A 19,578-nucleotide genomic window follows, 5' to 3' on the forward strand; every position below is an offset into this window, starting at 1 on the left:
CTTACTCGTTACGCTGCTTTTAGCAGGTCAAAAATGTCGTCGCGGGTATAAAGCCCGCCTTGCTCATGGGCGATGCGGGCGCGGCTGACGGCCATGGCCGAGGCAACAGCCGCGTCGATGCGGCCATTGCTGCGCTGTTTGTGCATCCGCACCAGCCCGGATTGCGGGTTCGTGGAAACGGCCACGTTGTCGAAATGGCTGCGCATCACCGGATCGCCGTCATGGCGGATCAGATCGCCATTCACCGCCTTGACCAGTTCACCAATGGCGCGGCTCATCTGCATGACCGATTGCGGGTGCTGGAACACCGGCAAGGCGTCGTCGGCAAGGTTCTGCATCAGCTTGTTGGCAAGATGCGGGTCCACCGCGATCTCTTGCACGTCATAGCGCCCGCAAAGCTCGCGGATATGATCCTCCACCTGCTTCTCATCAATGATGCCAGCCGGGCAAACCTCGATCAGCCCGGCGTCGGCCCATTCCTGATAGGGCGCGCGGTCCTTGTCGCCCTTGGCTTTCAGATCGGCGGCAGGCACGAAACAGCGGTTGCGTAAGGTGATCTGCCCATCATCATGCCGGAAGGCGATGGATACGGACGACAGATCGCCGGTTTGCGACAGGTCCACGCCGATATAGGCCGGAAGCTGTTCAAGGTCGGATTCGTCGTCGTCCAGCTTGCGGGCGTCATACACCGCCAGATCAAACAGCGGATCGCGGCTGTTCCCCTGCCATTTGTTCAGGTGATATTGCTGGAACGCATAGCCAGCGGCAGGCAGGTTCTGCGCCCGCCGTGCCTTGTTGCGCAGGTCTTTCAGGTCTTGGAAACCGTCGGCAAGGCCGGGATTGCAGCGGTGCCAGACCGCCTCGTCGGTCCAGTCGTCGCCATCCTGCATCTCGAACAGGACGGGCAACAGGGACGGGTCCGAGATTTCGCCGGTGGCAACGGCACGGGCATAGGCATACTGATCGGCGGCAAAGCCGGTGGCACCGCGCCCGGCAGTCGTCGCCGTGACCATCAGGCCGTTGCGGCCTTTCGAGATGCCGGATTCCAGCACCTCCCACATCTCGGCCCCTGCCGCTTCCTGCCAAGCGTGGATCTCATCCGCCAGGACGAAAGAGGGCGTGGTGCCGTTCTGCCGCGATCCGTCCGAGGAAACCACTTCCAGCTTGGATTCATAACCCCGGATCAGGCTTTCGATCTCGCGCGCGGCATTGCGCTGGTTGATGATCTTGGTGGCCTGCATCAAGCGCCGATCCAGCGTCACCATCTCGCGGGCTTCCTTGAAGGCAATGGACGCCTGCCGCTTGTCACCGGCAGCAAAGACGATCTCGCCGCCCGGCACTTTCTCAGGGCCGATCAGGTGCAAGAGCGCCAGCGCCGCCGATAGCGTGGTCTTGCGGTTGCCGCGCGGGATATAGAAGAAAACCCGCGTCACAATGCGGTCGCCATCAGCATCGCGCGGCCCGTAGATCGCCCGGATAATCCGTTCCTGCCAAGGATAGAGCGTGAAGGCGCGGCCCGGTGCGGTGCTTTTGATATGGCGAAGGGCGCGCAGGAATTGCACCGCGCGTTCGCCATGCCCGAGAGGATCGGGAATCGGGCTGTTATCATAGACCCATGCAGGGAAGCTGGATTTTTGGGCCATCAGATCGCCAAGGGGTTCGGGCTGGTGTCGTCGTCGCCATCACCCCCAGCACCCATGCGGGCGCGGCTGGTCGGAGTCAGGCCATATTCGGCGGCAAACTGGCGGGCGGCCTGCATGTAGCGGATTTGCAGCCCGGCCAGTTTCAGATCAGGCACCGGCATGGCGTTGATGATTTCCGCGATCTGACGGACCGCACCGGCAGCGGTGCAATAGGCTTCCACGCCCGACATATCGGCCTTGGTGATCACGCCGCGCGCGACCAGCAGCGGCAGGACGCGCCGCCACTCCGCTTTCGCTTGGCTGGTCAGATAGGCCGGTGCCGGGGGTGCCTTGGTCAGCGCCTCGGCATCGCGGCCAAGGGCAGGCTTGACGCCGCGCAGGTGCTTGCTCATGCCGCGATCACCCGCAGCTCAAGCCCGCGCCTGCGCCCGATCTCGGCCAGCCCGACGATATTGTAAGCCTTGCCGTCCATCACCAGCCGGTCGGCGGTGGTGATCTCAACCACCAGCGGATAGCGGATCAGGAACACGGCCTTGCGGTTGTCCATCTCGCCGGGACCGGTCAGGAACTCGGTCGTGGTGGCGTCCTTGATCTCGGCCTTGCAGGTCAGCACCGGCAACCTCGTCTCGCGGGCATGGCCGTAATCATCAACCAGCACCGCGTTGCGTTCGATCTGGATGCGGTTTTGCAGCTTGCCAGCGCGCATCTTACCGCCTCCACCGCAGCACGGCGCGCAGGCTGATCACCGCATGGGCGCAGGTTAGTGCCGGGTCAGGGTCCGGCACCCACGCCATAATCGGGCGTTCCCAGCGATCAATCTCGGCACCATCCGGGCGCGGGGCATCCATCAGCGCCAGCATTGCCGCGCCCGTCACCTGTTGCGCGACGGCAGCCTGATCGGCAGCGGTCCAGACATGCAGCTTCATGGCTGCCTCGGCCACCACCTGACCACCGGACGCATGACCAAAGATATGCACCTCGGCGGGCGACATGATGATGCAGGGCATGGCCTCGGGGCGGGCAAGGCCGGTGCGGATGCACTCGGGCGTGACATGCTCCGCAACGCCCGGTGCCGCGATCAGCGCCAGCCGCACGGCGCGTTGCAATTCCATGTCGGGCGTCATTGGCTGGCCTCGCGGACCGCTTTGCGCAGCAGCCGGTTAATGCGCGCCTCAAGCCGCTTGCGGTTCAAGCGCCACGCCGGATTGAAGAACGGTTGTGCCGGCATGGTGCCGGTGGTGGTGCCGTCCTTGTGCAGCCGGGGTGCGGTGCCGCCCTCCACAAGATGCGCGTGGCGGGCATCACTATCGCCTGCCGTCACCAGCACCTCAAATTCGCCTGCGGTGCGTTGCCCGCCATCGGTGCTATGGGGCGGGGTGCTTTCGCCGGGGCCGGTGACGTGAATCGACTCGATCAGATCGCCCGTGCGGCGGCTGGACTCGGCAAGGGTGCGGGCATCGGCGGCAATTTCTTCACCAGCCTTGACCAGAGCCGGGCGCAGGACCGGCGCGACAGCATCGCGCATGGCTTGCAGCTTCTTGGTTAGTTCGGCAGAGCCTTGCACCAGATCAGCCATCGGTCGAGACCTCCGGTTCGGGCACATAGCCCAGCACCTGCCGCTTGATTCCCGCCAGCAGATCGGTGACGCCGAACGGAAGCTGATATGCGCTGGCAAAGGTGACGGCCTCGCGCGCCTCATACTGATGCGCGATCAGCATCAGCGCGGCTTGCAACATCAGCACGTTGTCAGGGTCGAAAGGCAGGCCGGTATAGGACGCAACCCATGCCTCGGCCACGTTGCCGTAGTGGGCCAGGATCGCGTCGTCGGCAGTTTCATCCGGCAGAAAGTTCAGATGCGCCCGGACAAGGGCAGCAGGCAGGGGCATAACGGGTCACTCAGTATAAAGATCATAACAATGTTATAACATAACATTAATAAATATTCAATGATTCAAAATGCTTCTTATTGATTCGACCTTCCAGACGCGATTACATGGCATCCCAAAAGGGAGGATTTAATGACCTGGGGTTTTATCAAAGGACAAGTTTACAACCGTCGTGCTGACATACACGCGCGCTTCCGCGGGCAAATGCAGGGCGGCATCATCACCCCGGCAGGCGCTGGCTTGCCGATCATCATCATCACCGGTGAAGAGGGTCATGCACACGGATACGCCGATCGCCTGCGGGAAGATGGAGTATTTGAATACTTTGGAGAGGGCCAACGGGGCGACATGCAGATGGTTCGCGGGAACGCGGCTATTCAAAGCCATGCGTCAGAGGGTCGCGACCTTTTACTCTTTCGCAAGCAGAAGCAGGGGCTCCGGTATCTGGGCCAGTTTATCTTTGAAGCGTCTCACACGGAGTTGGCTCCCGATACTGAAGGGAGGATGCGCAACGCGATCGTCTTCGAACTCAGTCCTTTCGAAGCGGTAGCCGGTGTTCCCGATGATGTAACGATAGACGACACAGCCGGCGATCTAACTGATTTGCGAAGACGAGCCATCGAAGCTTCACGATCAGTTCCAGCGCAAGGTCAGAGGCTCACAACCGTCTACGAACGAAGCAAACTCATCTGCTCCTATGTGTTTGCACGGGCAAACGGGACCTGCGAGTTCTGTAGCTCTCCCGCACCGTTCCTTCGCGCCAACGGGGTTCCATATCTCGAAGCCCACCACATACACAAGCTGACAGACGGCGGGCCCGACGATCCGCGCACCATGATTGGTATTTGCCCGAACTGTCATCGTCGCGCGCACTCTGCCGCCGATCGCGATCAGGTCAACGCAGCGATGCTTCAGGCAGTCCAGACGCGAGAAGCTTAGCGAAAAAAATTTATATTCCGCCTTTCTTGCGTGCGCCTCCCCCCGCCGGTTCCCGAGATAGGGCGAAAGTTCGGGGATACCCGCCCCAACTGATCCGAACGAATCACTTTTTCTATCTGGGTGAACGGGTTAAGAGCACTATGCCGAACTATGAGAGTTGTATGGAAGAGCTAAGAATTAGAACCCCATTCACTCGCAAGGTCTGGCGACATCTAGCAGATGGAGAGATACCAATCTGCTCAGAAAGCGATATACGCGATGCTTGGAGGTGGGTCGAAGACATTAATAGGAAGATAAAGACCCGCAGCTATGTCCCGGAAGTTGTTCACGGCTACATGGGCATTGAGAAAAACTCCGGCGTCACCAGATTTATACCAATTATCTCGAAAGAGGACATGGCGGTCTATTATCACTTATGCGGCGCAATAGGTGATGCAGTTATAAGGGATAAAGACCGTATGTTTGGAGGGTGGCGTGCCATCCCAACCGGTCAAAACCTCCGCACACTTGCAAGAATCCGACCAGACGAAGCTGAAGCACTTTTATTCGAACAAAACTACTATGCGATGCCTTTTTCAAGTGCGGCGTGGTTTCAGCAATACAAGAACTTTAACGAGTTGCTGCAATCTCTCGTCAACAACAGCGGAACTGGCAACTACGTTATAACTACCGATATAGCAAACTTCTATGACTCGATCGACATCGGTCGATTAGTCAGAAAACTACGTATTGACGCCCCAAAGTTGAGCGAGCACGTATCTCTGCTTGAGATATTCTTGGGATATTGGAATCGCAGGACAACAGGATACCAGCAGTCCTCAAAAGGAATACCTCAAGAAATAATATCAGATGGATCAAGAAACCTTTCCCACTATTACTTGCAAGATTTTGACGACAAGTTTGACGATTATTGCAAAAAGAAAGACTTAATATACGTGAGGTGGGCGGATGACATCCTCATATTTGGATCATCAGTCAAAGCACTTGAAGTTGCAGTGCATAATGCATCCCGAATGCTTTTGTATGATGGACTAAACCTCAATGCATCTAAAACGAAATGTTATAGTCGTCGGGACTTCGAGAGTTATCGCGGGCTCAGATTGCTTTCGGCGATATCGAGATCCGATGGCAACGCCTACAGGCGAGAACTAAGAGCAGCTCTGAACTGGGCAAGGCACAATCCATTTAAACTGGACACGGTCTTTAGAGCATCTATCGGCTTCATCTCCAAGATGGGATGCGGCGCTACAACTTTTGAGAAAAACTTTCTGCAGGAAACCGCGAAGGAGAACCCAAAATTAATTGGAAGCTTGAATCCATCACAACTTAACAGGCTCATTTCACTGGCAGACGATCCGATCAGGACTTTTAGAGATTTCGTATCCTATGCAGCAAGCTACGAAATCACCGCACCAAAGGCGCGTATCTTGTCCTGCATTAGGGGCCAATCACACAATCTTCGAAAGTCCGGTATTTCTGTTAAGACACTTGAGACTGCCATTAACCGCTTAGACAGCTCTAGCGACGAAAGCGGGATCATACAGGCTTTTTGCACTCCCGCCACAAGACTCTCAATTTCAAAAGCCTTTAGAAGAAATAACCCTTGATCAGCGGCGGAATCCGCCAAGTCAAAAGAATAGCGATAACGCACACGATTGTATAAATTGCAGGTGAATAGCAGGACATGAGGTATAAAAACCAACCTCTTATCCAACCAATGCCATCAGCATCTCCAGGGAAATCCTTCGCATTTTCAAATAGGGTTTTCCAATTGTCGCATTCATCATGATTGTCGTCGTAGGCGTTTAGAATACTTTCATAGTCATTGCGCGCGTCCTTGTATTCAATCGCGCCGGCCTGAAATTTACCATATAGACCACTTATATCTCGCGCGCATTGATGCGCTTGCTGCGATCTCTTCATCAACTCAGAGACGGGATTTTCGACGGAAAGCATTAGGGACACGACAGAAGCAGTCGTAACCAAAATACTTACGTATATTCCGACGGCGCCTGCCGCATCCGGTGGACTCGCCAAGAGATATATACTGGCAAATATACACAGAAGGGATAGGAAGTTTACTGAAAGGGACTTAACCGTGGCCTTCCTCGCGAGCCGCTTTGAATAATTAAACCTATTACTTTTTGTCCTCTTCATTCTAAGAAGCAGCTTCAGGTGTTTTTCATCTTCCAAGCGATCTACTTTCGTATAACCAGAAATTTCAGCTACTTAACTTGTATTAGTGCAGATCTTGACGCAAGTTTGTTCCGTTTTCAACTCTCTGCTTCGCCGAACTGTGGCAACCGGTGCAAAGTGCCTGCCAGTTGTTCCAGTTCCAGAACAGCGCCTTATCGCCACGATGCGGCTTGATGTGGTCAACCAGGGTCGCGTCGGCACCGCACATGGCGCAGCAGGGATGAAGGCGCAGGAACTCGGCCCGTGCCTTCTCCCATTGGCGCGTATAGCCGCGCTGGCGGCTGTTCGGGCGGGTGGCGTCATAGCGGCGCTTGCGTTCAAGCTGGCGCTCTTGCTGGCAAGCGCAGAGGACGCCATGGGGCACGATAGCACCGCAGGAACAGAGGCGCGGCGGCTTAGGCACCGTGGCGGGCTTTCAGGGCGCGCAGGGCATTGCGGTTGAACTCGGGATCAAGGCCAGCAACCTCATTGGCTTGGCGCTGTTCTGCACTCATGGCGGGCATGTGCGGTCCGCCATTGGTTGGGGCTTCCATGGCTTCCATTCGTTCGAGGCGGGCGCGCAGAATCGCGTCGATCTCGGCTGGTGATGCCTGCCAGACCTCGGACGGCGGCCATTCCAGAATGGTGGTGCCGAATTTGAACAGTTCGGCAAAGTAATCCCGCAGGGCCATGGGCTGCGCGGTGGTGCTGGCCGGTGCGGGTTCGTCCGGTTCCGGCAGAAGGTGCATCATCAGATCAAGGCAAGCCGCTTGCGCATGACCAAGGAAGGACGCAAGCGGCTTGCTGGACAGCGACGCCAGAACGGAAAACGCCGCTGCCCGATCCGTGGCGGTGGCGAGGATCACCGCACGGATTCCGGTATAGGTCTGGCGCATGAGACTATCCCATGCGCCGGGGATGCCGCCCGGTAGGTTGTCCAGGGCGACAGCAGCCCGCAGGGACGCCCGCAGCGTCACGGCATGGTCGCCGTGGCGCAGGGTCGTTTCGTATGCGGGCTGCAAGGCCACGGGTTAGGCCGCCACGCGCAGCATCACAAAGCGGTCGGCATGGGTCAGGTCGGCACCCACGCGCTTGCGGGCGATGAACCGCACCTGACCTTTCGTGCCCAGCGTGTAGGGGTCTCGCAGAATCGACAGGTCCACCCGATCAAAGATGCGATAGCCCGACATATCGCCAAACATGATCGGCGCGGTGCCAGCCGCCACGTTATCCATGTCGGGCATCTCCACGATGGGATTGCCCAGCAGGCGCAGGACACCGCCGTCTTTCGGATCGGTGACAAGATACTGGCCCTGCGCGTCCTTGAACTTGCGGATGGTCGCGAGCGTGTTGCGGTTCATCAGCCAACAGGCGCTGCGGGCGTGGAACGACGGAATGGCGTGCTGCATGGTGATCAGCACATCCATGGGATTGCTGGCCGGGAAGTTCGCGGCAACGCCCGTCTTGACCTCGGCAATGCCGGTCGCGGTCATCAGGCCGCGCGGCTGGCCGGTGCCGGTGCCTTTGACAAAGGCCAGCCCTTCCACCTTGGCGAAGCCCTCGGCCAGTTCGCGGTTCATCACGCTTTCCAGATCATAGGCGTTATCTTCCAGCACCTTGTTGCTGGCGACGTAGAAGCTGGAAAGCTCATGGTTCGCGATCTTGACCTGACCAAAGGTCGGTTCGCTGGCGGTCATGTCGCCGCCTTCCTCGGTCCAGAACGCATTCACGCCCGACAGCAGGGTCGGAAAAGTGATGTCGCTGCCGGTGACGGTCTGGACATTGGCATACTGCCGCAGCGGCGACATTTCGGTCAGCAGTTTCAGGATTTCCGAACCGAACTCGGGCGGCACCAGATAGCCGCCGTTCGCGTTGTTCGCGACGGCCAGCGCCTTGACTTCGGTTGCTTCCATGCGGGCCTCGCCGCCGCGCAGGTAGCTGGCAAATGCCTTTTTCTCGGCGGTGTCGCCTTGCACGACAGCAGGGGCGCCCGGACGGTTCGCCTTGGCTTCCAGCTTGTCGAGGCGCGACAGGACGCCGTTAAACGCCTTGGTGTCGATCTGGGCAGCGTCGTTCGCGGCGGTCTTGGTTTCGGCCTCTTGGGCCGGGTTTGCGTTTTCCATAACAATTTCCTCGTTAACAGGATCAGGGGTGCCACCTTTGACGGTTTGAATGCGCGCGTCCGGGTGGCACGGGACCGCGACAACTGAAATTTCATGCAGGGCAAGCGCCTTGATGGTGCGGCCCTTGGCGTGGCGGGTGGCGTCCTTGGTGACGAAACCAATGGACAGGCCAGAGACAGCACCGGCCCGGATCATAGCGCGGACCTCGCGGGCGCGTTCCACATCGTCCACCAGCAAGCGGCCCTTGACGGTCAAGCCCTCGGGCGTCTCGGTGATGGAATCCCAGACGCCGATCACCTGACCTTGGTCATGGGCGAACAGCATGGGTAGCGCCTCGGGCTGGTCGAAAGCGCCTTTCTCGATCACGTCGCCAACGCGGTCAGGGGTGCCGAACGGCCACGCAATGCCGGTGATCTCGCCGGCCTCGGTGGCGGTAAGCTGGGCTTTAACCTCGATCCGGTCAGCCATGTTGCACCTCATCAGCGCCAAGCCAGCGGGCGGCAAGGATCGCGGTCGCCAGCGGTAGCATCTCGGCCACCGGGCGATTGCGCGCATAGCTGTTCACCAGCCGCGCGGCTTCCTCGGGGCTGGTGCCTGCGCCGATCAGACCAAGCCGGATCACCTCGGCCAGATCGGCCAGCTTGAAGGCATGGGCGGTCAGGCGCTGGAACAGGGTGCCAATGCCGGTGCCGATCGAGGCTTCCAGTTCCTCCACCATGGGATCGGTCAGGGTGAACGGGCGTTCCCGGTCGCCAAAGAAAGCGGTCGCGGTGATCATGCGGCATCATTCTCAGGCAGGCCGATCATGGCGCGCAGTTCGGCAGCGGTCAGGATACCGGCATTGACAAGTGCCAGGGCGATTTCCAGCGCCGCCAGCATTTCCAGCGGGCTTTGCGTGGTGTCATTCATCGGGGTTTTCCTCATTGGAAGCGGGCGCGGTGCCCGAGGTGGTGAAGGGGTTCGACAGTTCATCACCGCCAGCCATGGGCGGCAGGTTCAGCCCGGCCCGGACCTCGTTCGGGGTCATGGCGCGCATGGCGACGTATTGCGAATAGGCGGTGGCCTGTGCCGCAAAATCCACGGTCATCAGGTCTTTGGTTTCAGCCTCGATATAGAGGGCGCGGCGTTCATCCGGCGACAGCAGGACGCGCGCATAAGCGGCCTGCCAGCGTTTCAGCCAAGGCCGCAGGGTCATGGTCAGAAACTGTTGCGCCATCTGTTCGACATTCGACCAAGTGCCGCGTTCCAGTTCAAAGATCATGCTGGGCGGGATGCGGAAGGCTCGGGCGATCTCACGGATTTGCTCAATCCTGTTCGCGTAGAACTCGGCATCCGTGTTGCTGGTGGCGACGACATGATAGGTCACGCCCTTGTCAAACAGCGCCGGGCGTCCGGCTTCCTCGCCGGTATGACCGGCCTGAAACGCTTTCAGGATGCCAACGGCTTCATCAGCCCCCAGCTTTTCTTGGGTCGAGAGATAGCCGCCCGGACGCCCGGAACGGCTATACCAGTTCGCAAGGTGCTGTTCCGCTGCCAGCGCAAGGCCAATGGCTTCCTTGGCATGGGTGATCGGGGAAACGCCGTCCAAGGTGCTGATATGCAGCACATCGGTATAAGGCAGCACGGTATCACCGCCACCTTTCAGCCGGATGCGATAGCTGGGTTCGCCGTAGTCGTCAGTTTCGACCGATACCGCGCCGGGGTCGATCCGGTGCAGTTCGAGGGGCTGGCCGATGCCGTTGCGCACCACCTGCGCAAAGCCAGAGCCGGTTAGCAGGGCATCGCGGGTCAGGTGTTCGCGTAGTTCCTCGGCGCTGGTCCAAGGGTTCGCCTCGCCGTGGATCAGTTCATAGCCGGGATGATCTTTCTGCGCCTCGCGCGTGTCGCGGTCGTGCAGCTTGAACGGCAGGTTGCCGCAGGCTTCCGAGATAAGCCCGACAGCGGCGGCAACAGCAGGGACGCGCAGAGCGGTGGCGCTGGTCACGGTGACACCGGATCGCACCGGCAGGCCAGCGAACAGGCCGTAAGCCTCGGGGCTGGTCAGCGTGACCGCTTTTTGTTCGGTGACGCCTTGCCCGAAGAACCGGGCAAGGCGTTTGGTGATACTCATTAACAGGCACTCGCAAATCTTCCTGTGTTACAATGTAACATGCAGGGTGATTATTGCAAGCGTTCATGTTGTTATGAATTTCATTCAATCAATAAGATGCGACAGATCAAGCCCCGGATAGGAAATTGCTCGCACCAGTTCCACGCGCTGTTCCAGCATCCCTTGCGGCATAATGCCGTAACGCCCGGTCATACTGGCCTCGGTATGGCCGAGGATGAAGCCAAATTGATTGTCGAGATAGCCCGCGCGCCGCAGGGCATCGGCAGCACCGTGGCGGAATGAATAGAGCGAAAGGCCCCTGCCCTGCTTTAAGCCGATCCGCGTGAGATACCGGCCAAATTCGCGCGAAACATCGGCCATCATCTGGCCGCGTTCATTGCGAACAGCATCTGGGAACAGAGCCGCGCCGCCCTGCTTCACGCGCTTCTCATGGTAGCGGATGAAGCCGAGGCGGATTAGCTCGGGATGCACCGGGACCACCCGCATAGAACCTGCGGTCTTGACAGATTTGCCTTCCTCGGTTTCGTCGCTGCCCTCGGTCGTAATATGCATGATCCAATGTCCATGCTCTTGCCGCACATCATTAACCGCAAGCTGGCCGATCTCACCGGGACGGGCACCAGAGTAAAGCATGATCAGCGGCACCCAAAAGCGATGGTCGCGGATAAGCACATTGCCGGGCTTGGCGACATTGCGCCATTCGTCGGCGCTTTTGCAGCCGGTGAACCATGGCGAATTGAATAGCGTCACAAGCTGGTCAGATTTGAAGGGCACGGTCGGCGCTTTCGTCTCTTTCTTCAACATCAGCCCTTCAATCGGGTTGCTATTGAGATAACCGTTATTCACGGCCCACGACAGGAAAGCGGATAGGCTGGACAGGTAGCGGTTCACTGTCCGGTCAGCGATCACCGGCTTGCCAATTCGTTCGTTCGCTTTGATCACCTGTTGAATGTTCATGCCCGCGAAGGCTTTTGTCTCGGTGGCTTTGACCGGGTATTTCACCAGAAGCTGTTTCCAATCGCGGACCTCGGCCTTGCTGATCTTGGCAATGGGGAAGCTCGCGCCCACCAGATCAACAAAGGTGCCAATGTCGCGGCGGCATTGGTCCACGCGATCCTTTGCAACGCCGCGCGGGTTCTCGCGGGCGAACACCTCGAAAATCTCCATGATGGATTCGCCGGGCTTCGCAGCCTCACGGCGCGGGCCGGTGGCGGGCTTCACCAGCGGGTCGGCAGGCTGGCCGGTGAAGTCGCCTCTATCGCGTTCTAGGGTGCGCTGTAGCGCCTCAATCTCGGCTCGCATCATGCGCCGGGCGAGACTGATCCAATCAGGGGTGCCGCGATCCACCAGCAGCTTGTTGCGGTGCAGGTAGTCGTCAACATCGGCAGCAATCAAAGCGGTCTCGCCTTTGGTCAGGTGCTTGCGCAGATCGGTCAGCTTTGCTTGCCGCATGTCAGAAGCGACTGCGTAGGCCTCCTGCTTGACCTTAAGGTCAAGCGTGGCGTCCAAGATCACCAGCGGGTCGGCGCTAGCAATATCGCCGCGCTCGGCCTTCTCCATCAGCTTTGCAGTCTCGGCCTCGATCTGGTCGGCGCCCGGTAGCTGGGTGCGGGCATCATCATCACGGGCAAGCGCCTCGGTGTAGTGGTCCCACGTCGCATTTTCCATATCGGCAGGGACAAGGGCGCGGCGGGCGCGCATGTCGTCAAACTCGCGCTGCCATGCCGCAATCACCGCAGGCAGCGACCGCTTCGCCTCGGCCTCATCTTTCGTTTTAAGAGACTTTTTCCATGTCGTGGTTTTCGCCACCGGCACCAGATCAAGCGGCACGTCGATGCGGGCATAATACGTCGCGCCACGGCGAAACAGATAGGATACGCGAGCCATGGAAAACCTTTCCGAAACAGGTGTCAGGACCACGAAACCGGAACACCTGACCGGAACAGTTTTAGCTAGAAAAGCCTTTGAAAGTCAATTAACTATGCGGATTCAGGGGCTTGAAAAATTCTGTATTAATGTCCTACCGCCCCAGCCAATTCATCTAAGTCAATAAGAAGATGATATTTTCTGCCCTCAGGGACAGGATCCTTCCGAACCTTTTCGATGGAATAGCCTAGATCAGCTCGTGACCTGACTCGTCATGGCGGTTGGGCGACGGACGGGGTTATGCCCCAAGAGATGCCCCAGGGGCTTGGGATGGCAATGTTACGACTGATCCGAGACGATACCCAAGAGATCAGCATAAGGGTCAACCAGCGTCTGACCGTGCGGAAGGCACGCTTGACAAGCTGCTGAAATGTAGTTCTGTTCATTAGATAAGCTCCTGTTTCTGCTTTCTATTTCAGATACAGGAAGTTTCTCAGTTCACCCCCTGACAGGCAGCAGGATCGTCGTGCACGGGCATCCCTGGAGGGGCAGACCGCACGTGATCCGGCCAGGGGAACTTAGCCGAAACTCCAACTGCAGACGATCCGGTGACCAAGCGGCAGAGCATCGGCCTGCGCTGTCATGCGCCTACCGTCTCCGTCGGGCCGCCCCACATGAGCGCCTTGCCCTTCCCGTTCGACTTGGCGTGATACAGCGCCGAATCCGCCATGTCGAACAGCAGATCGGGCCGGGGCTGGGACAGCAGGTCGGAAACCGCCACGCCGATGCTGGCAGAGACCCGGGCCGAGGACGGATGAAAGCGCATCGCCTCGATCCTTTCGATGATCCGCCGGCAGACCCGCAATATGTCCGCGCGCGCGCGATGCGAAAAGATCAGCAGCAGGAACTCGTCCCCGCCGACGCGGCAAACCTTGTCGCTGGCCCGGACCTCGGAGGACAGGACCGCCGCGACCTCGGTCAGCACACGGTCGCCCGCGGCATGGCCGAGACGATCGTTCACCTCCTTGAAATGGTCGAGATCCAGATGCACGAGCGCGAAGGGGTTGTCCTCGCGCTGCTCGAAGGCCCTCGCGAATTCGGCCTCGAACCCGCGCCGGTTCAAAAGGCCGGTCAGGGGGTCGGTAATCGACAGGATCTGCGCATTCTCCCGCGCCCGTTCCAGGCGGGCATTGACCCGGGACAATTCGGACAGCGCGGCGCGGTTGGCCTCATGCAGGAACAGGAATTCGATGGCCAGATCCGAGGGCGGGAAATCGGAATCCGTCAGCCCGAACTCGCGGACGGCCAGGGACAGCGCGATGCCGAATCCCAGGTTCAGGACGATCAGGTCGCACGACAGCGCGACCCCCTGGCCGCGCAGCGAAATGCCCTGATGGCGCTTCATCTGCAGAAACACCCGCTCTCCCGAGCCCAGCCGGGCGAATGCCCGATCAAAGCCGATGCTCTGGCCGATCTGGTCGGTGCAGGCGAAGACCTCGTCCAGCCTCGCGGCATTGCCCACCACCTTCTCCAGGGTCTTGCCCCGGGACAGGATGCGGCCGCGCCGGTCTATGGCCAGATGCATCGGCATGAGGGCCGCCACCTGCCGAAGAATATCGAGCCGGACCTCGATCAAGGCGCCACCTGCGGATGGGAAAGCACGAAGCGGCGTTTCCCGGAATAGTCGGACAGGGCGACGTCGATGTCTATGCAGTCGCGCATCACGGAAATGATCGCCAGCGCGCCATAGTCATCCGCCATGCCGCGCAGCATGCCTGCGACCACGCGCAGCAGGCCAGGCTGATGCGCGCTTGCCGCGATGTGATAGCGCCCGGCCGTCGGCGAGGTGACCGCCAGGGCCGGGATCTGGAAATCCGGGATCACCAGCCTGATGCGACCGGGCAGTTCCCGCAGGGATTCGACGAATTCCTCGAAGGTCGAACCGCTGAAGCGGAGCAACCTGCGGATATCCTCCTGCCGGGTCAGCCAGGCCCCGATATCCTCGAGAAATTCGCCCACGGATTTTTCCAGCAATCGGGCCGAGGCGATCACGATCGAATAGGTGACCTTGTCGGGGCCGGTGCTCCAGGTCAGGAAGCCCTCCGGATCGACGCCGACCTCGCACGTGACCTTTTCCCAAAGGCCCGGACCGTAAGTGCCCCGCATGAACAATTCGATGCAACGATTGACGAGACCATGCATTTCTTCAGATCCGGTTGAAAATCCGCCATTGCGGCATGTCAGTGCCAAAGCCGTCCGCGCCCCGTTCCATCGGCCGAGACAAGCGCAAGCCCATCGGCGCCGAGAAATATCGCCGAGGCGCCGTGCCGCCGCAGATAGGCGGTGTCGAGAACCAGGCATGGCGGGGAACCGGCGCCTGTCGCGAGATTGCCGTCCGCCACCAGAATGCCGCCCGGAGGGCAATGGGTTTCGGCATCGCCCCGCGCAGCCTTGCCGGTCAGATGCCGGATCGGCACCCGCCCGTCGGGTCGCCCGAGCTCTGCCCAGCGGTCCGAGGCCGTGCCTTGCCAGAGCGGCCGCGCCGCCGCGGCGGCCTGGTCTGCGGCATCGCCATCGGCTTCGAGCCAGTTGGCAACCGCGAAGCTGCCCCCTCGCGGTTTCGAGGGCGCCCTGCCCGCCGGCGTCATCACCGCCACTGCGTCGCCCTCGGCCGAGATCAGGATGTCGGGCCGCTTCGCGCCCAGCCAGAGCAAAGCCGAGGCGACCAGCAGCACGCCGCCCGTTGCGCGCCGCAGCAGCAGGAACGCGCGCCGCCCGCCGCCGCCGACCGGCCCCAGCAGGATCATCGCTGCCCCGGCCGCCATCAGCGGCAGGACGAGCCGCGGCGCGGCCGGGACCAATGTGACCGAGCCCTCCAGCTCCGATATCCATTGCGCGACCGCCAGCATCCAGCGGGTGCCCAGCCCCATCAGCCACAGCGCCGGCTGTGCCAGGCCCAGCGGCGCCAGCAACGCGGCGAAGACGCCGCCGGGCATCACCAGCACCCCGACCACCGGCACGACCATCATGTTGGCCAGCAGGCCGTACTGCGTCATGCGGCCGAAATGCGCGGCCGCGATGGGCGCGGTCGCCATGCCGGCCACGAAGGAGGAGACGAAGAGCATCAGCGCCGGCCGTGTCCACCAGGGCAGCCGCGTGGAAAGCCGCATCCAGGGCTCCTGCATCAGGATCAGCGCCACCGTGGCGGCAAAGCTCATCTGGAAGCCGGGCTCGGTCAGCGCCTCGGGGGTCAGCACCAGCACGATGCCTGCGGCGACGGCGACGGTGCGCAGCGACACCGCGCGGCGGTCGGCGATGATCGCCAGCAGCATCACCGCCACCATGATGAAGGACCGCTCGGTCGCCACCCCGCCGCCCGAAAGCCAGAGATAGAGCGCCGAGGCGCCAAGCGCCCCCGCCGCTGCGAGCTTGTGCGCCGGCAGGGCGCGGGGGCCGCCGACCCCCTGCATCGCCACGCCCGAGAGCCGCAGCGCGGCATAGACGAATCCGGCCAGCATGCTCATGTGCAGGCCCGAGATCGACACGATGTGATAAAGATTCGAATCGCGCATGATCTGGTTGGTCCGCTCGGCGATGCCCGAGCGGTCGCCGGTCATCAGCGCCGCCGCGACCGCGCCGGCCTGGCCGCCGATCCGCTCGCGCATGGCCTCGGAAAGCGACATGCGGATGCGATGCAGCGCCAGGGTGCCACCCTCGGCGGGCCGCTCGACGGTCAGGACCGGCGTGCGGGCATAGCCCACCGCCCCCAGCCGCGCGAACCAGGCCAGGCGACGGAAATCGAACCCGCCCGGCTCGGATGGGCCGGAGGGCGGCCCGAGATGCGCGGTCAGCATCACGCGCTGGCCGGGAACCGGCAGGTCCCCCGGCTCAAGCAGCGAGATCCGCACCCGCGCCGGCGTCCGCCCGGGCGGCACCCGCTGCAGCTGCACCTGATCGAGCAGCAGGCGCATCCGGTCGCGCGCCGAGCGGTCGATGCCGATCACCCGCCCCTCGACCGGGCCGTAATAGCGGAATTCCAGCACCGGGGCGGCGACCATATGCGCCCGCAGCCCGGCAAGCCCGGCCCCGACGGCGACCACCAGCAGCGCCAGGGCCGCAAGCCGCAGCCGGTCGGTCCAGATCCAGCCGAGCCGTCCGGCATCGGCCAGCCGCATCGCCAAGGCCGGCAGCAGCAGGCACAGCCCGCCGACCAGCACCAGCGCCGAATAGAATCCGGCGCCGGGCTCGTCCGGCAGCAGGAACCAGCCGCCGCCGCCCGCCGCCCGCCGCGAGCAGGCGATGCCGGCCGCCGTATCAGCGAGGCGTTCATCGATTCCGTCACCGAAACTTGTCCTTGTCGTGCCACTTGCGTATCTCTGGCGCCAAGATTGGCATGCCGTCCCTTTCGAAACGGTTAACGGCACAGCCAATGCCCCTGTTTTCTGGACTGACCGGACCCCCGATGACTGATTCCCGCCCCGTCGTGACCCGTTTCGCCCCCTCGCCCACCGGCTACCTGCATATCGGCGGGGCGCGGACGGCGCTGTTCAACTGGCTTTATGCCCGCGGCCGGGACGGAAAGTTCCTGCTGCGCATCGAGGATACCGACCGCGCCCGCTCGACCCCCGAGGCGACCGAGGCGATTCTGCAGGGCCTGCGCTGGCTCGGCCTCGACTGGGACGGCGAGCCGGTCAGCCAGTTCGCCGGGCGCGAGCGCCACGCCGAGGTCGCCCGGGCCATGCTGGAGAACGGCACGGCCTACAAATGCTTCTCGACCGCCGAGGAGATCGAGGCGTTTCGCGAACGGGCCAAGGCCGAGGGCCGCTCGACCCTGTTCCTGTCGCCCTGGCGCGACGCCGATCCGGCAAGCCTTCCCGATGCGCCCTATGCGATCCGGCTGAAGGCGCCGCGCGATGGCGAGACGGTGGTGCATGACGCGGTGCAGGGCGACGTGACCTTCGGCAATGCGCAGCTCGACGACATGGTGCTGCTGCGCTCGGACGGGACGCCGACCTACATGCTGGCGGTGGTGGTGGACGATCACGACATGGGCGTGACCCATGTGATCCGCGGCGACGACCACCTGACCAATGCCGCGCGGCAGACCCAGATCTATCAGGCGATGGGCTGGGAGATCCCGGTCTTTGCCCATATCCCGCTGATCCACGGCACCGACGGCAAGAAGCTGTCCAAGCGCCACGGCGCCGTGGGCCTGCACGAATATGCGGCGATGGGCTATCCGGCGGCGGCCATGCGCAACTATCTCGCGCGGCTGGGCTGGAGCCATGGCGACGACGAGCTCTTCGACGACGCACAGGCCCGGGCCTGGTTCGACCTCGACGGCATCGGGAAGGCCCCCGCCCGGCTGGACTTCAAGAAGCTGGAACATGTCAGCGGCTGGCATATCGCGCGGATGAGCGATGCCGAGCTGCTGGACGAAATCGCCGCCTTCCGCGTCGCAACCGGCGCCGAACCGCTGAACGACCGGCAGATCTCCTGGCTGCGCCCGGCGCTTGGGGCGCTGAAGGCCAAGGCGAAAACCCTGCCCGCGCTGCTGGATCAGGCGCATTTCGCGCTGATCGGCCGCCCGGTCCAGGTCGAGGAGAAGGCGGCAGCCGCGCTGGATATTGTATCCCGTCGTATACTGAACGAATTGACTGCCGCGGTGCAGAATGCTAGCTGGGAGCGCGACGAACTCGAGGCGGCGGCCAAGCGGATTGGCGAGTCGCACGGGCTGGGGCTGGGCAAGGTGGCGGCGCCGCTTCGTGCGGCCCTCGCGGGGCGCAGTTCGACCCCCAGCGTGTTCGATATGATGTTGGCGCTTGGCCGCGATGAAACGCTGGCCCGGCTGCAGGATCAGGCGGGCTGAGACCCGCGCCCATCACCCGGCCCGAGGGCCGGAGACAGGTGAAAGGAACTGGGAATGGCAGAACAGAAAGCCGCAAGACTGCATCTCGCGGGCAAGGACTACGAACTCGCGGTCCTGTCCCCGACTGCGGGACCGGATGTCCTCGACATCCGCAAGCTCTACAGCGAGGCGGACGTCTTCACCTACGACCCCGGCTTCACCTCGACCGCATCCTGCGATTCGACGATCACTTATATCGACGGCGACAAGGGCGAGCTGTGGTATCGCGGCTACCCGATCGAGCAGCTGGCCGACCAGTCCCATTACCTGGAAGTCTGCTATCTGCTGCTCTACGGCGAACTGCCCACCCAGGACCAGCTGGTGGATTTCGAGACCCGCGTCACGCGCCACACCATGGTGCATGAGCAGATGCACAACTTCTTCCGCGGCTTCCGCCGCGACAGCCACCCGATGGCGACCATGGTCGGCGTCGTCGGCGCCATGTCGGCCTTCTATCACGACTCGATCGACATCAACGACCCGGTGCAGCGCGAGATCGCCTCGATCCGGCTGATCGCCAAGGTGCCGACCATCGCCGCCATGGCCTACAAGTATTCGCTGGGCCAGCCCTTCGTCTATCCGCGGAACGAGCTGGATTATGCCAGCAACTTCCTGCACATGTGCTTCTCGGTCCCGGCCGAGCCCTATCATGTCGATCCGGCGCTGTCTCGCGCCATGGACCGCATCTTCACGCTGCACGCCGATCACGAGCAGAACGCCTCGACCTCGACCGTGCGGCTGGCCGGTTCCTCGGGCGCGAACCCGTTCGCCTGCATCGCCGCCGGCATCGCCTGCCTCTGGGGGCCGGCGCATGGCGGCGCCAACCAGGCCTGCCTGGAGATGCTGCGCGAGATCGGCTCGGTCGAGCGCATCCCGGAATTCATCGCCCGCGCCAAGGACAAGAACGATCCGTTCCGGCTGATGGGCT

Annotated in this window: 21 protein-coding genes (1 of these 21 running past the window's edge); 4 read left to right on the plus strand and 17 right to left on the minus strand. The window is 61.7% G+C overall.

Annotated elements, in window-relative coordinates; genetic code table 11:
* Positions 1–8 precede the first annotated feature (8 nt).
* From L632_RS0116765 to L632_RS0116790, 6 genes are read right to left on the minus strand one after another with little or no spacing between them, the layout of a single operon-like run.
* Positions 9–1,643, minus strand: a complete 1,635-nt coding sequence (locus L632_RS0116765) for a terminase large subunit (RefSeq protein WP_028717163.1) — start codon at positions 1,641–1,643, stop codon at positions 9–11.
* Complete coding sequence (locus tag L632_RS0116770) at positions 1,643–2,035, minus strand: phage terminase small subunit P27 family (RefSeq protein ID WP_028711367.1); 393 nt, start codon at positions 2,033–2,035, stop codon at positions 1,643–1,645. Before L632_RS0116770 ends, L632_RS0116765 begins: the two co-directional genes overlap by 1 nt.
* Complete coding sequence (locus L632_RS0116775; RefSeq protein WP_028717164.1) at positions 2,032–2,349, minus strand: phage head closure protein; 318 nt, start codon at positions 2,347–2,349, stop codon at positions 2,032–2,034. Before L632_RS0116775 ends, L632_RS0116770 begins: the two co-directional genes overlap by 4 nt.
* 1 nt (position 2,350) lies before the next feature.
* Positions 2,351–2,755, minus strand: coding sequence for a DUF3168 domain-containing protein (locus L632_RS0116780; RefSeq protein ID WP_051476473.1), 405 nt, complete (start codon positions 2,753–2,755; stop codon positions 2,351–2,353).
* An 8-nt stretch (positions 2,756–2,763) separates the two neighbouring features.
* Entirely contained in the window at positions 2,764–3,219 is a 456-nt protein-coding gene (locus L632_RS0116785; protein WP_028717166.1) for an HK97-gp10 family putative phage morphogenesis protein, read from the minus strand.
* Positions 3,212–3,529: a head-tail connector protein gene (locus L632_RS0116790; protein WP_084648131.1), complete on the minus strand. Its 318-nt coding sequence runs from the start codon at positions 3,527–3,529 to the stop codon at positions 3,212–3,214. The genes L632_RS0116785 and L632_RS0116790 overlap by 8 nt, the downstream gene beginning before the upstream one ends.
* A gap of 132 nt (positions 3,530–3,661) precedes the next feature.
* Here L632_RS0116790 and L632_RS24010 point away from each other — a divergent pair, with 132 nt between their 5' ends.
* Together L632_RS24010 and L632_RS24015 are read left to right on the plus strand one after the other, a co-directional pair.
* Positions 3,662–4,468, plus strand: a complete 807-nt coding sequence (locus L632_RS24010) for an HNH endonuclease (protein WP_084637752.1) — start codon at positions 3,662–3,664, stop codon at positions 4,466–4,468.
* Between the two features lie 161 nt (positions 4,469–4,629).
* On the plus strand, positions 4,630–6,075 hold the full coding sequence (locus tag L632_RS24015) for an RNA-directed DNA polymerase (RefSeq protein ID WP_198021838.1): 1,446 nt from the start codon (positions 4,630–4,632) through the stop codon (positions 6,073–6,075).
* On the opposite strand, the gene L632_RS24445 is transcribed toward L632_RS24015, so the two are convergent.
* From L632_RS24445 to L632_RS22955, 11 genes are all read right to left on the minus strand, one after another.
* Positions 6,056–6,661: an SLATT domain-containing protein gene (locus tag L632_RS24445; protein ID WP_156933682.1), complete on the minus strand. Its 606-nt coding sequence runs from the start codon at positions 6,659–6,661 to the stop codon at positions 6,056–6,058. The two genes, L632_RS24015 and L632_RS24445, sit on opposite strands and share 20 nt — an antisense overlap.
* 46 nt (positions 6,662–6,707) lie before the next feature.
* Positions 6,708–7,028: an HNH endonuclease gene (locus L632_RS24020; protein ID WP_371256000.1), complete on the minus strand. Its 321-nt coding sequence runs from the start codon at positions 7,026–7,028 to the stop codon at positions 6,708–6,710.
* Between the two features lie 31 nt (positions 7,029–7,059).
* Positions 7,060–7,539: a phage tail assembly chaperone gene (locus L632_RS0116800; protein ID WP_156933683.1), complete on the minus strand. Its 480-nt coding sequence runs from the start codon at positions 7,537–7,539 to the stop codon at positions 7,060–7,062.
* Between the two features lie 135 nt (positions 7,540–7,674).
* Positions 7,675–9,234 carry a phage major capsid protein gene (locus L632_RS0116805; RefSeq protein ID WP_028717169.1) on the minus strand — a complete coding sequence of 520 codons (1,560 nt, stop codon included), beginning with the start codon at positions 9,232–9,234 and terminating at the stop codon, positions 7,675–7,677.
* Positions 9,227–9,544: a gene transfer agent family protein gene (locus tag L632_RS0116810; protein WP_028717170.1), complete on the minus strand. Its 318-nt coding sequence runs from the start codon at positions 9,542–9,544 to the stop codon at positions 9,227–9,229. Before L632_RS0116810 ends, L632_RS0116805 begins: the two co-directional genes overlap by 8 nt.
* Positions 9,541–9,675 (minus strand): hypothetical protein, encoded by a 135-nt coding sequence (locus L632_RS25090; RefSeq protein WP_256380446.1) that lies wholly within the window; start codon positions 9,673–9,675, stop codon positions 9,541–9,543. Before L632_RS25090 ends, L632_RS0116810 begins: the two co-directional genes overlap by 4 nt.
* Positions 9,668–10,876: a phage portal protein gene (locus L632_RS0116820; RefSeq protein WP_036698646.1), complete on the minus strand. Its 1,209-nt coding sequence runs from the start codon at positions 10,874–10,876 to the stop codon at positions 9,668–9,670. The genes L632_RS25090 and L632_RS0116820 overlap by 8 nt, the downstream gene beginning before the upstream one ends.
* An 84-nt stretch (positions 10,877–10,960) precedes the next feature.
* Entirely contained in the window at positions 10,961–12,763 is a 1,803-nt protein-coding gene (locus tag L632_RS0116825) for a site-specific integrase (protein ID WP_028717172.1), read from the minus strand.
* Positions 12,764–13,382: 619 nt separating this feature from the next.
* Positions 13,383–14,333 carry a GGDEF domain-containing protein gene (locus L632_RS0116830; protein WP_051416121.1) on the minus strand — a complete coding sequence of 317 codons (951 nt, stop codon included), beginning with the start codon at positions 14,331–14,333 and terminating at the stop codon, positions 13,383–13,385.
* 41 nt (positions 14,334–14,374) lie between these two features.
* Positions 14,375–14,944, minus strand: a complete 570-nt coding sequence (locus L632_RS0116835) for a heme NO-binding domain-containing protein (RefSeq protein ID WP_028717173.1) — start codon at positions 14,942–14,944, stop codon at positions 14,375–14,377.
* Positions 14,945–14,982: 38 nt separating this feature from the next.
* Positions 14,983–17,166 (minus strand): ComEC/Rec2 family competence protein, encoded by a 2,184-nt coding sequence (locus L632_RS22955; RefSeq protein WP_232220994.1) that lies wholly within the window; start codon positions 17,164–17,166, stop codon positions 14,983–14,985.
* Between the two features lie 38 nt (positions 17,167–17,204).
* Between L632_RS22955 and gltX the strand changes: the two genes are divergently transcribed.
* Together gltX and gltA are read left to right on the plus strand one after the other, a co-directional pair.
* Positions 17,205–18,611, plus strand: a complete 1,407-nt coding sequence (gene gltX, locus L632_RS0116845) for a glutamate--tRNA ligase (protein ID WP_028711104.1) — start codon at positions 17,205–17,207, stop codon at positions 18,609–18,611.
* A 54-nt stretch (positions 18,612–18,665) separates the two neighbouring features.
* A protein-coding gene (gene gltA / locus L632_RS0116850; RefSeq protein ID WP_028717174.1) for a citrate synthase crosses the window boundary here: on the plus strand, positions 18,666–19,578 show its 5' portion. The gene runs 293 nt beyond the window's last position; only the first 913 of its 1,206 coding nucleotides appear in the window; the start codon lies at positions 18,666–18,668; its stop codon lies off the right edge, out of view.

Origin of the sequence: Paracoccus sp. J39 (assembly GCF_000518925.1) — a bacterium.
GTDB lineage: Bacteria > Pseudomonadota > Alphaproteobacteria > Rhodobacterales > Rhodobacteraceae > Paracoccus.